At 71.9% G+C, this 11,885-nt stretch carries 8 protein-coding genes; 4 read left to right on the top strand and 4 right to left on the bottom strand.

Annotated elements, in window-relative coordinates:
- Positions 1 to 27: 27 nt before the first annotated feature.
- The 3 genes from Scani_RS26545 to Scani_RS26535 form a co-directional block, all read right to left on the bottom strand.
- A complete protein-coding gene (locus Scani_RS26545) occupies positions 28 to 1,248 on the bottom strand; it encodes a branched-chain amino acid ABC transporter substrate-binding protein (RefSeq protein WP_159482386.1) in 1,221 nt (406 codons plus the stop codon).
- A gap of 484 nt (positions 1,249 to 1,732) precedes the next feature.
- A complete protein-coding gene (locus Scani_RS26540; protein ID WP_159480341.1) occupies positions 1,733 to 2,206 on the bottom strand; it encodes a PaaI family thioesterase in 474 nt (157 codons plus the stop codon).
- 117 nt (positions 2,207 to 2,323) lie between these two features.
- Complete coding sequence (locus tag Scani_RS26535; RefSeq protein WP_159480340.1) at positions 2,324 to 4,609, bottom strand: FdhF/YdeP family oxidoreductase; 2,286 nt, start codon at positions 4,607 to 4,609, stop codon at positions 2,324 to 2,326.
- Between the two features lie 316 nt (positions 4,610 to 4,925).
- Here Scani_RS26535 and polA point away from each other — a divergent pair, with 316 nt between their 5' ends.
- Entirely contained in the window at positions 4,926 to 7,664 is a 2,739-nt protein-coding gene (gene polA, locus Scani_RS26530; protein ID WP_159480339.1) for a DNA polymerase I, read from the top strand.
- A gap of 143 nt (positions 7,665 to 7,807) precedes the next feature.
- Positions 7,808 to 8,551 (top strand): rhomboid-like protein, encoded by a 744-nt coding sequence (locus Scani_RS26525; protein ID WP_246296170.1) that lies wholly within the window; start codon positions 7,808 to 7,810, stop codon positions 8,549 to 8,551.
- Positions 8,552 to 8,599: 48 nt separating this feature from the next.
- Here the strand turns inward: Scani_RS26525 and Scani_RS26520 are convergent, their stop codons facing one another.
- A complete protein-coding gene (locus Scani_RS26520) occupies positions 8,600 to 9,553 on the bottom strand; it encodes a DUF4184 family protein (protein ID WP_159480338.1) in 954 nt (317 codons plus the stop codon).
- A gap of 151 nt (positions 9,554 to 9,704) precedes the next feature.
- Between Scani_RS26520 and Scani_RS26515 the strand changes: the two genes are divergently transcribed.
- Positions 9,705 to 11,486 carry a lytic transglycosylase domain-containing protein gene (locus Scani_RS26515; RefSeq protein WP_159480337.1) on the top strand — a complete coding sequence of 594 codons (1,782 nt, stop codon included), beginning with the start codon at positions 9,705 to 9,707 and terminating at the stop codon, positions 11,484 to 11,486.
- Between the two features lie 212 nt (positions 11,487 to 11,698).
- Entirely contained in the window at positions 11,699 to 11,833 is a 135-nt protein-coding gene (locus tag Scani_RS26510) for an SPW_0924 family protein (protein WP_159480336.1), read from the top strand.
- Positions 11,834 to 11,885 lie beyond the last annotated feature (52 nt).

Raw genomic sequence — 11,885 nt, 5'->3', positions numbered from 1 at the left:
CCCGGTGGTGTGGAGTGGTGCGGTCGGTCAGCTCTTGTCGAACTTCTTGAATTCGGCGCTGAAGCGGGAGGCCCACTTGCCCTTGTCGACCTGGTAGGCCGTGATCATGGTGTTGGTGGTGTCGCCGTATTTGTCGAAGGCGATGGGGCCGGTGACACCGTCGAAGGTGACCTTGTTCATGGCGTCGACGACCTGCTTGCGGGCGTCGTCGGGGAGCTTGCCGTCATTGCCCTCGACGACCTTCTTGACCGCCTGGATGATGGACCAGGTCGAGTCGTAGGTGGAGCCGCCGTAGGCCTCGTAGGACTCCTTGAAGCCGGCTGCCTTGTAGTCGGCGATGAACTTCTTGGCGGAGGGCAGTTCCTCGACGGGCTTGCCGACGGAGGAGGCGTAGTCGCCCTGCGCCTTCTTGTTGAGCTTGATGTAGTCGCCGCTGTACATGCCGTCGCCGCCCATGAGGGGCGCGGTGACGCCGCCGTCCTTGAGCTGCTGGCTCAGCGGGCCGGAGGCGGGGTATTCGCCGCCGTAGAAGACGATGTCGGGCTTGGCGGACTTGACCTTGGAGACGACGGCCTTGAAGTCACGGTCGTCGGGGCTGACGTGTTCGGTGCCGGCGATCTTGCCGCCGAGCTTGCTGAACTGGTCCTTGAAGGAGGAGGCGAGGCCGACGCCGTAGGTCTTCTGGTCGTCGATGACGTAGGCCTTCTTGACCTTCATCTTCTCCCACGCGTACTGGCCGTCGAAGGCGCCCTGCACCTCGTCGGTGGTGGCGGTGCGGAAGTAGGTGGGGAAGGGGCGTACGCGCTTGTTCTGCTTCCAGTCCTTGCCCTGGGTGAGGTCGGGAGTGGTGTTCGCCGGGGAGATCAGCGTGAGGTTGTTCTGCTTGGAGACCTGCTGCATGGACTGGGCGACGCCGGAGTTCAGCGGTCCGACGACGCCGAGGACGTCCTTGTCGGCGGCGAGCTTGGTGGCGTTCTGCTGGCCGACGTTGGGCAGGGCCTTGTCGTCGAGGGCTTCGAGTTTGAAGGTGACGCCCTTGACCTCGCCGGCCTTGTTGGCGTTGTCGACGGCGAGCTGGGCGGAGTTGCGGATGCCCAGGCCCAGCGCGGAGAGCTCGCCGGTGGTGGGGGCGTCGAGGCCGATGACGACCGTGGACTTTCCTTCGCCGCTCTTGTTGTCGTCGCCGCGCGAACCGCACGCGGAGAGCGTGAGGGCGCCGGTGGTGACTGCGGTGGTGAGGATGAGCAAGGAACGGTGACGCACGATCAGTCCTTTCCCTGGCGCGGCCACGACTGTCGCATGGCCGTTTCGCTCGCCGGGCTGTACGGGCCGTAGAGGCTCCGTGCGTGCAGCGCGCCCGGCGGCGCGGTGACTGGCGGTGACTCTAGAGCGGTGTTCGTCGCACCGGCAGAGGCGCTGAGCAGGATGTGACGCTCTTGTTATGACCTTCGATGAGCGTTATGCCGTTATGGTCCTTACACCGGAGGGCGAACACGGTGCGGAGGGTGAACTCGCACTTCCACGGGGGGATGGGGCGTGCGGTGACAGAACGGCGTCCGGATAGCGGATGCGGTGGGCGCGGTGGCGCCGGGGCCCGTGCGGGGCAGGGGAGTTGGGGCCCGCGCCGCAGGGCGTGGGCGTTACGCAGCGTTACGGACATGCGTACGGCCCCGCTCCCGGGGGCCGGGTGCGGGGCCGTGACGGCGGGCGGCGGTCCGCCGGCCGGAGTGGATCAGCTGCGGTAGACGTCGGCGTCCGTCTCGCGCAGCATGCAGGTCAGGCGGGCGGTGCAGACCCGCTTGTCCTGCTCGTCGGTGATGACGATCTCGTAGGTGGCGGTGGACCGGCCGCGGTGTACGGGGGTGGCGACGCCGGTGACCAGACCGGAGCGGGCGCCGCGGTGGTGGGTGCAGTTGAGGTCCACGCCCACCGCGATCTTGGTGGGGCCGCCGTGCAGCATGGAGCCGACCGAGCCGAGGGTTTCGGCCAGGACGGCGGAGGCGCCGCCGTGCAGCAACCCGTAGGGCTGGGTGTTGCCCTCGACCGGCATGGTGCCGACGACGCGCTCGGGGGCGGCTTCGGTGACCTGCACGCTCATGCGCTCGCCGAGGTGTCCGGCGGAGAAGAAGGCCGGCAGGTCGAGGCCGAGGCCGGCCCACTGGTCGAGGATCTCCTGCGGAAACTTGGTCGTGCTGTGCTCACCCATGCCTACGGCTCCGTTCGCTCGCCCGTGATCGTCGTCGATCCGTGCCTGTTCCTATCAGGCCTCTGAGCAAGCGCTCAGCGCGGGGTTGTTGTTCCCGCCGGCCCGGCCCGGTGGCGGTCAGTCCTCGCGAGGGCTCTCCAGGCGGATCACCAGGGACTTGGCCGCCGGGGTGTTGCTGGTGTCGGCGGTGTGGTCGAGCGGGATGAGGACATTGGTCTCGGGGTAGTAGGCGGCCGCGCAGCCGCGGGCCGTCGGGTAGTGCACCACGCGGAAGCCGGGCGCGCGCCGCTCGCTGCCGTCCGTCCATTCGCTGACCAGGTCGGTGTACACGCCGTCGGCCAGGCCCCGTTCGCGGGCGTCGTCGGGGTGGACGAGGACGACCCGGCGGCCGTTCTTGATGCCGCGGTAGCGGTCGTCGAGGCCGTAGATGGTGGTGTTGTACTGGTCGTGGGAGCGCAGCGTCTGCAACAGCAGCCGGCCTTCGGGGACGGCGGGGTATTCGACGGGCGCGGCGGTGAAGTTGGCCTTCCCCGTGGCGGTGGGGAAGCTGCGGCTGTCCCGGGGGGCGTGCGGCAGGGCGAAGCCTCCGGGGCGGGCGACCTTGGCGTGGAAGTCCTCGAAGCCCGGGATGACCCGCGAGATGCGGTCGCGGATCGTCGCGTAGTCCTTCTCGAATTCTTCCCAGGGGGTGCGGCTGCCCTCGCCCAGGGCGCGGCGGGCCAGGCGGCAGACGATGGCCGTCTCGGACAGCAGCTGGGGGCTCGCGGGTTCCAGCCGGCCGCGGGAGGCGTGCACCATGCCCATGGAGTCCTCGACGGTCACGAACTGTTCGCCGCCGGCCTGCAGATTGCGTTCCGTACGGCCCAGGGTCGGCAGGATCAGCGCACGGGCGCCGGTGACCGCGTGCGAGCGGTTGAGCTTGGTGGAGACATGGACGGTCAGCCGGGCGCGGCGCATGGCCGCCTCGGTGACGTCGGTGTCGGGGGTCGCGGAGACGAAGTTGCCGCCCATCGCGAAGAACACCTTGGCCTGCCCGTCGCGCAGCGCGCGGATGGCGCGGACGACGTCGAGGCCGTGCTCCCGGGGCGGGGCGAAGCCGAACTCCTTCTCCAGGGCGTCGAGGAAGGCGGGGGCCGGGCGCTCGAAGATGCCCATGGTGCGGTCGCCCTGGACGTTGCTGTGGCCGCGTACGGGGCAGACGCCGGCGCCGGGGCGGCCGATGTTGCCGCGCAGCAGGAGGAAGTTGACGACTTCCTGGATGGTGGGCACGGAGTGCTTGTGCTGGGTCAGGCCCATCGCCCAGCACACGATGGTGCGGCGCGAGTCGAGGACCATGGCCAGGGCGCGCTCGATCTCCTCGCGGGTCAGGCCGGTCGCGCGCAGCGTCTCGTCCCAGTCGTCGTCGGCGCGGGCCCTTTGCGCGAACTCCTCGAAGCCGTGGGTGTGGGTGCGGATGAAGTCCTCGTCGAGGGCGCCGTCGGTGTCGAGGACGAGGCGGTTGAGGGCGCGGAAGAGCGCCTGGTCGCCGCCGAGGCGGACCTGGAGGAAGAGGTCGGTGAGCGCGGTGCCGCCGCCGGCCAGGCCGCGCGGGGTCTGCGGGTTCTTGAAGCGTTCCAGGCCGGCTTCGGGCAGCGGATTGATCGAGATGATCTTCGTTCCGCCGGCCTTGGCCTTCTCCAGGGCGGTGAGCATCCGCGGATGGTTGGTGCCCGGGTTCTGTCCGGCGACGATGATCAGGTCGGCTTTGTAGAGGTCCTCCAGCAGGACGCTGCCCTTGCCGATGCCGATGGTCTCTGTCAGCGCGGAGCCCGACGACTCGTGGCACATGTTGGAGCAGTCGGGGAGGTTGTTGGTGCCGAATTCGCGGGCGAAGAGCTGGTAGAGGAAGGCGGCCTCGTTGCTGGTGCGGCCGGAGGTGTAGAAGACGGCCTCGTCGGGGGAGTCGAGGGCGGTCAGCTCCTCGCCGATGAGGTCGAAGGCCCGCTCCCAGGGGACGGGGACGTAGTGGTCGGCGCCCTCGGCCAGGTACATGGGGTGGGTGAGGCGGCCCTGCTGGCCGAGCCAGTAGCCGCTGCGGGTCGCGAGATCGGCGACGGAGTGGGCGGCGAAGAAGTCCGGGGTGACGCGGCGCAGGGTGGCCTCTTCGGCGACGGCCTTGGCGCCGTTCTCGCAGAATTCGGCGGTGTGCGGCTTGTCGGGCTCGGGCCAGGCGCAGCCGGGGCAGTCGAATCCGTCGCGCTGGTTGACCCGCAGGAGGGTGAGGGCGGTCCGGCGGACGCCCATCTGCTGCTGGGAGATGCGCAGGGCGTGGGTGATGGCCGGCAGCCCGACGGCGGAGTGCTGGGGCGCGCTGACCTCGGGTGCGTCCTGGACGGGGTCCGATGCGGGCGGCTTGCCTGCCATGGCGCTCTCCCTTGAGCTCGAGCCGTGAGCTGGTGCTCGCTCCGCCGGGCGCGGCGGATCGTTGGCGTACACATCAGATCCTGTCACGGACGCGTGGGGCGGTGTAGGGCCGAGCGCGCCGGGCGGCCGCGGAGCGCGGCGCGGGCCCGGCCCGGGGCGGTGCCCCGCGGCAGGTCCGGGGCGCTCCGGCGCCCGGTCCGGGCGGTGTGCGGCGGCGGACGGGGCGGTCTCCGGCGGCGGGCCGGGGCGCGGCCGCGGCGGGGAGCGCCGGCCGTCGCGGCGGGGATTGTCAGTGGGGCGTGGCAGGATCGGGGGCGTGGCAGCAAAGGCAGCGAAGAAGAGCGAAGCGACCGGCACCGAGGCGGCGGCGGGCGGCCGTCCCCGACTGCTCCTGATGGACGGGCATTCCATGGCATACCGGGCGTTCTTCGCCCTGCCCGTGGAGAATTTCACGACCGTCACGGGACAACCGACCAATGCGATCTACGGCTTCGCGTCGATGCTCGCGAACACCCTGCGCGACGAGGCGCCCACGCATTTCGCGGTGGCCTTCGACGTCTCGCGCAAGACCTGGCGGTCCGAGGAGTTCGCCGACTACAAGGCGAACCGTTCCAAGACGCCCGACGAGTTCAAGGGCCAGGTCGAGCTGATCGGCGAGCTGCTCGACGCGATGCGCGTGAAGCGGTTCGCGGTCGAGGGCTTCGAGGCCGACGACGTCATCGCCACACTCACCGAGCAGGCCACCGCCCAGGGCTTCGAGGTCTCGATCGTCACGGGCGACCGTGACTCCTTCCAGCTGGTCTCCGACGACGTCACGGTCCTCTACCCCACCAAGGGCGTCTCGGAGCTGACCCGCTTCACCCCGGAGAAGGTCTTCGAGAAGTACGGCCTGACCCCCGCCCAGTACCCGGACTTCGCCGCGCTGCGCGGCGACCCGTCGGACAACCTCCCCGGCATCCCCGGCGTCGGCGAGAAGACCGCCACGAAGTGGATCAACCAGTTCGGTTCGTTCGCGGAGTTGGTGGAGCGCGCCGAGGAGGTCAAGGGCAAGGCGGGCGCCAACCTCCGCGAGCACCTGGAGTCCGTGAAGCTCAACCGCCGGCTCACGGAGATGGTGCGCGACGTCGAGCTGTCGTGCGGCCCGGCGGAGCTGACCCGCGAGGCCTACGACCGCGACGCGCTCACGGTCTTCCTCAACGGCCTGGAGATCCGCAACCAGGGCCTGCGGGACCGGCTGCACGCCGTCGACCCCGGAGCGGCCGAGGCCGCCGAGGAAGCGGCACCGGCGCCGGGCGTCGAGGTGGACGGCACGGTCGTCGGCACCGGCGAACTCGCTCCGTGGCTGGCCGAACACGGCACGGGCCCGCTCGGCGTGGCCACGGTCGACGTGTGGACGCTCGGCAGCGGCAGCGTCGCCGAGGTGGCCCTGGCCGCCCCCGGCGGACCGGCCGCCTGGTTCGACCCGTCGCAGCTCGACGAGGCCGACGAACGCGCCTTCGCCGCCTGGAGCGCGGACGCCGCCCGCCCCAAGGTGATGCACAACGCCAAGGGCCTGATGCGGGTCTTCGGCGAGCACGGCTGGACCATCGACGGCGTCACCATGGACACCGCCCTGGCCGCCTACCTGGTCAAGCCCGGCCGCCGCTCCTTCGCGCTGGACGCGCTGTCCCTCGAATACCTGGGCCGCGATCTCGCCCCGGCCGCGGCCGGCGACGGCCAGCTGGCGTTCGGCGCGGACGAGGAGGCCGAGGCGGACGCCCTGATGGGACAGGCCCGTACGGTCCTCGACCTGGGCACGGCGTTCGAGACGAAGCTGGCGGAGGTCGGCGCGGCCGGGCTGTTGCGCGACGTGGAGCTGCCCACCAGCGAGCTGCTGGCCCGGATGGAGCGGGCCGGTATCGCCGCGGACCGGGGCTGGCTGGAGCGGATGGAGCAGCAGTTCGCGGGCGCGGTGCAGCAGGCCGTCAAGGAGGCGCATGCCGCCGCGGGCCACGAGTTCAACCTCGGCTCGCCCAAGCAGCTGCAGGAGGTCCTCTTCGGCGAGCTGGGCCTGCCCAAGACCAAGAAGACCAAGACGGGCTACACGACCGACGCCGACGCCCTCGCCTGGCTGGCCGCGCAGACCGACAACGAGCTCCCGGTGATCATGCTCAGGCACCGTGAGCAGGCCAAGCTGCGGACGACCGTCGAGGGCCTGATCAAGACCATCGCCGCCGACGGCCGGATCCACACCACCTTCAACCAGACCGTGGCCGCCACCGGCCGGCTGTCCTCCACGGACCCCAACCTGCAGAACATCCCGGTGCGCACGGACGAGGGCCGGGCGATCCGCCGCGGCTTCGTCGTCGGCGAGGGCTTCGAGTCGCTGCTGACCGCCGACTACAGCCAGATCGAGCTGCGGGTGATGGCGCACCTCTCCGAGGACGAGGGCCTGATCGAGGCGTTCACCTCCGGCGAGGACCTCCACACCACCGTCGCCTCCCATGTCTTCTCGGTCGACAAGTCCAAGGTCGACCCGGAGATGCGCCGCAAGATCAAGGCGATGTCCTACGGCCTGGCATACGGCCTGTCGGCGTTCGGCCTCTCCCAGCAGCTGGGCATCCAGCCCGACGAGGCCCGCAAGCTGATGGACAACTTCTTCGAGCGGTTCGGCGGGGTGCGCGACTACCTCCAGCGCGTCGTGGAGGAGGCCCGCGCCACCGGCTACACCGAGACCATGCTCGGCCGCCGCCGCTACCTCCCCGACCTCAACAGCGACAACCGCCAGCGCCGCGAAATGGCCGAACGGATGGCGCTGAACGCCCCGATCCAGGGCACCGCCGCCGACATCGTCAAGATCGCGATGCTGCGGGTGGACGCGGCGCTGCGGGCCGCGGAGCTGCGGTCCCGGATGCTGCTCCAGGTCCATGACGAAATCGTCGTCGAGGTCGCCCCCGGCGAACGCAAGAAGGTCGAGGAAGTGCTGCGCCGCGAGATGGCCGCGGCGGTCCAGCTCAGCGCGCCGCTGGACGTCTCGGTCGGCTCCGGCAAGGACTGGGAGTCGGCGGCCCACTGAGCCGGGAGGCGGGTGGTGGCGCGAACGCCCTGCCACCACCCGCCCGTCTCACCCAACCCGGCCCGCACCACAGCGCATTGCGACCGGTCCGGGCTCGCCCGCCGGTGGCTCGAAACCCGTCGTCGCCCCAAGCGTCATGGAGCGTGTCCGGCTCGGAAGCGCTGTGCTTTGATCACCCCGTGATGCGTCGTGCGGCCCGCGCCCTGGGCACCTATGTCTCCCGTAGCCCGGTCACCGTCGGCTATCTCGCCCTGCTGCTGGCCACCCATGTCTGGTGCACCGCGGTGCTGTCCACCGCGGAGGCCCAGCGGGTGCTGCTCGGCGTCAGTACGCATCTGGACAACCTTCAGGACCATCCGCTCCGGGTGCTGGCGGGCAGCCTGCTGTTCTTCGACGGCACCCTGACCGAGATCACCTCGGAGGCCTTCGCCGGCACGCTGATCACGCTCGGCCTCGGCGTCGCCGTGAGCCTGGCGTGGCTGGAACGGCGGTACGGACCGGGGCGCGCCTACGGCATCTTCCTCCTGGGGCATCTCGCGGCGACCCTGCTCACCGTGCCGGTGATCCAGGTGGCCCTCGCCCACGGCTGGTACCCGGACAGTGTCCGGCACGCCCCCGACTTCGGCATCAGCTACGGGGCCGAGACGGTGCTCGCGGCGGCGGCGCTCCTGCTGCCCCGGGTGCGCCGGCTCGCGGCGGCCGGAGTCGTCGCCTGGCCGGTGCTCGGCGGCGACTGGAGCGGGGTGCTGCCCGACTTCACCACCATCGGACATCTGCTCGCGGCCGCCGTCGGCTTCGTCTGTGGCGCCTTCCTGCTGCGGGCCGCCCGGCGCGCCGCCCCTGCCCCGGCCCCGGTACCCGAGCCCGGTCCGGCGCTCGTCGAGTAGCCCGACGGGGCGCGGCGGCGCGGGTGCGGGCACGCTCCTCGGGCGCTGTCACTCGGCGTGGGACGGCGAGTTCGGCGACGCGTCCGCGGCCCCGGACGGCTCCGACGCCCGGGGCACGGTCCGCGCCACGGGCGTCGGCGGCAGGCCCGTGGCTCCGGCCGCCCGGTCGCGGAGGCTGCGGCGGTGCAGCAGTCGTACGGCCACCGCGTAGAGCGGCAGCCCGAGGACGAGGCCGGCCCCGGCGCCGAAAAGCGCGGTCGGGAGGTAGTCGAGCGCGCTCACCTCGGGCCCGTACACGGCGCGCGCCCGCAGGACACGGTGCACGGCACCGGCCGCCACACACAGCGCGAGCAGGGCGGTGAGCAGCAGTCGCAGCCGTACGGTCAGCACCGGTACCGCGGCCGGCACGGACGCTACGGCCGCCGCGGCGGTGCCGTCCTGCCGCCGCAGGATCGGCCACACGAACGCGCCCATCGCCGCCAGCGCGAGCGCCGAGGTGCCGTACTGGACATACGTAGAGAGCGGCAGTCCGCCCACCACCCGGTCCAGGCCGGGAACCAGCCGGGTGCCCCAGCGGCCGGGGTGGGTGAAGGCGTCCCAGACCACATGGGTCACCGCCCCGAGTACCGCCGAGACCACGAACCAGCCCACCAGGGCGGCGAGTTCGCGGGCTCCCCGGGGCCGCCGGGACCGGCCGCGGACGAAGGTGTGGACCGTGCTGCGCCAGGCCCGGGGCACCAGCGAGGTCAACGGCTCGCGCACCAGCAGCCAGCCGCCCACGAGCACCGCGGTGACCAGCACATCCACGGTCAGCACCCCGGGCAACGAGTGGGTGAAGTCGCCGAAGGCCATGCCGCCGGGAACCAACGAGTCCGCGTAGTACGTCATATCGGGTGCGAACGACCCCGCGACGAGCGCCGAGGCGACCAGCGGACCGCGTGCCGCGCCGGTCCGCCGGATGACCGGGAGCACGGCGGCGGCGTGACTGAGCGTAAACGGCATGACGCCTCTCCTAGATCGATTCAGATCATTATGTGTCCGATGTTGGTGGTAGATGCCGGGCCCGAGTTGTCGTAGTGTCACCTGAGTTGGAGCGCTGGGGAGCGCGACACCGCGTCAGGAACGCGGTGGGGCAACGCGGAGGGGACCACGTATGGCAGCCACATTCCGAAGGCGGCTCCAAAGGGGTGCGGCCTCGACGGCCCTGGCGGCCCTGGTGCTCGCCGCCCTGACCGCCTCTCAGGCGCCGGCCCTCACCGAGGCCGCGGCCGCCAAGAAGCAGAAGCCCGCCCCGCCCGCCGACACCCCCATCGACGGCGGTTCGACGTACTTCACCGACCGGCCGCCCCTCCACCGGCAGGCACCGCCCCACGAGACGCACGACAGCGGCCGGGACGCCGCCCTCGGCACCGGGCCCACCGAGGCAGGCCTGCCCGCCACCGTCCTGGCCGCGTACAAGAAGGCCGCATCGGCGGTCCACGCGTCCGATCCGGGCTGCCGGCTGCCCTGGCAACTGCTCGCCGGCATCGGCAAGGTCGAGTCCGGACAGGCGCGCGGCGGCGCCGTCGACGCCGAGGGCACCACCCTCCAGCCGATCATCGGCCCGCAGCTCAACGGCAACGGCTTCGCCCTGATCACGGACACCGACGGCGGCCGCTACGACGGCGACCTCACCCACGACCGTGCCGTGGGCCCGATGCAGTTCATCCCCTCCACCTGGTCCAACGGCGGCCCCGACGGCACCGGTTGGGGTGCCGACGGCAACGGCGACGGCAAGAAGGACCCCCACAACGTCTTCGACGCCGCCCTCGCCGCGGGCCACTACCTCTGCGCCGGGGGCCGCGATCTGTCCGCCCAGGACGACCTGGACCGGGCGATACTCGGCTACAACGACTCCGAGGACTACCTGCGCACGGTGCTGTCCTGGTACGCGTTCTACCGCAAGGGCACCCATGAGGTGCCGGACGGCCGGGGCGTCCTTCCGGTGCACCGCGACGGCGCGACCAGGACCGGCAAGCACGGTGGCCGTAGCGGCGACGGAACGCGCCAGAGCCACGGCTCCCACGCCCCGGACCGCACCCCGGGCTCCGGCAAGCTCAATAAGCCGAACCACCCCGGCAAGCCCGGGGGTTCGGACGGCACCGGCCCCACCCCCGGCGGCAGCGGTACGCCCACCCCGAAGCCGCCCGCCCCCAAGCCGCCCACCGAGCCCGCCCGGCTCACCACTCTCGAGCGGGTCGGCGACAAGGACCTGAGCGCCCTTGCCGGCACCGAGTTCGCCACGCCACCGCGGGTGCGCGCCAAGGATGCCGCGGGCAGGGCCGTCGCCGGTGCCCCCGTCCGCTTCACCCTGCCCGCGTCCAGCGGCGCCCGCTTCCCCGGTGACGCCACCTCCGTCACCGTCCCCACGGACAAGGACGGCCTCGCCACCGCCCCCGCCCTGCGCGCGGGCGACCAGGCCGGCGCCTTCACCATCCGGGCCACCGCCGTGGGCCGCGCCGCCCCCGCCGTCGCCTTCGGCGCCACCGTCAAGGCCAAGCCCGCCCCGAAGGCCGACAAGATCGCCCGCACCTCCGACAAGGAGCTGACGGCGACCGCCGGACAGCCGTTCGCCGAGGACGCGGTCGAGGTCGAGGCGACCTACCAGGGCAAGATCGCGGCGGGTGTCGCGCTCACCGCGACCATGGTCACCGACGATCCGAAGCCCGTGGAGAACGACAAGGGCCCCTACTTCAAGGACCCCGAGGCCACCGGCAAGGACAAGGACGAGCCGGTCCGCACCCTCACCGGGCTCACCACGGACGCCAACGGCCTGCTGAAGCTCCCGAAGATCTACACCGATGCGCACGCGGGCACGTTCCTGCTGCGGCTGACCACCGCCGACGGCGCAGTCCTCACCGTCAAGCTGAAGGTCGCCGCCCCGGCCGGTTCCTGACCGCACTCCCGGCCCGCCGCGGCCGGCCACGCACCGCGCCACCGGCCCGGCGCATGGCCGGCCGGAGCGCCGGGCCGGCCACCGCGCCGGCCCGTCACCGCCGTTCCGCCCTCCGTCCGGGGCGGGACGGCGGTGCCACGTGTTCTCATCTCGGCCGCCCGTTGCTACGGTGCCCCCGCCCTGACGCCGTATCAGCTCTCGGGAGGCCGACCATGCGCGCCCTGACAGCAGCCGCGGCCGGACTGGCCGCGGCGCTCGCCCTCGTCCTCACCCTCACGGCGACCGGCGCACCCAGCGGCACGACCTCGCCCAAGCCGCTGCTGACCACCGTCCCCAAGCACCCCTGAGGGAGGGACGCGCCGCCATGCGCCGCACTGAGCCCACAGGGGGAACCGCCCC

The sequence above is a fragment of the Streptomyces caniferus genome (assembly GCF_009811555.1).
Lineage (GTDB): Bacteria > Actinomycetota > Actinomycetes > Streptomycetales > Streptomycetaceae > Streptomyces > Streptomyces caniferus.
Note: the sequence above shows the minus strand (reverse complement) of the source record. Positions and strands in the feature narration are given on the sequence as shown.

What these genes read in the sequence shown, in the direction of transcription:
- Scani_RS26540 (WP_159480341.1), bottom strand. Translation starts at nt 2,206, where the DNA reads ATGGGTGAGCACAGCACGACCAAGTTTCCGCAGGAGATCCTCGACCAG.
- Scani_RS26535 (WP_159480340.1), bottom strand. Translation starts at nt 4,609, where the DNA reads ATGGCAGGCAAGCCGCCCGCATCGGACCCCGTCCAGGACGCACCCGAG.
- Scani_RS26520 (WP_159480338.1), bottom strand. Translation starts at nt 9,553, where the DNA reads ATGCCGTTTACGCTCAGTCACGCCGCCGCCGTGCTCCCGGTCATCCGG.
- Scani_RS26515 (WP_159480337.1), top strand. Translation starts at nt 9,705, where the DNA reads ATGGCAGCCACATTCCGAAGGCGGCTCCAAAGGGGTGCGGCCTCGACG.
- Scani_RS26510 (WP_159480336.1), top strand. Translation starts at nt 11,699, where the DNA reads ATGCGCGCCCTGACAGCAGCCGCGGCCGGACTGGCCGCGGCGCTCGCC.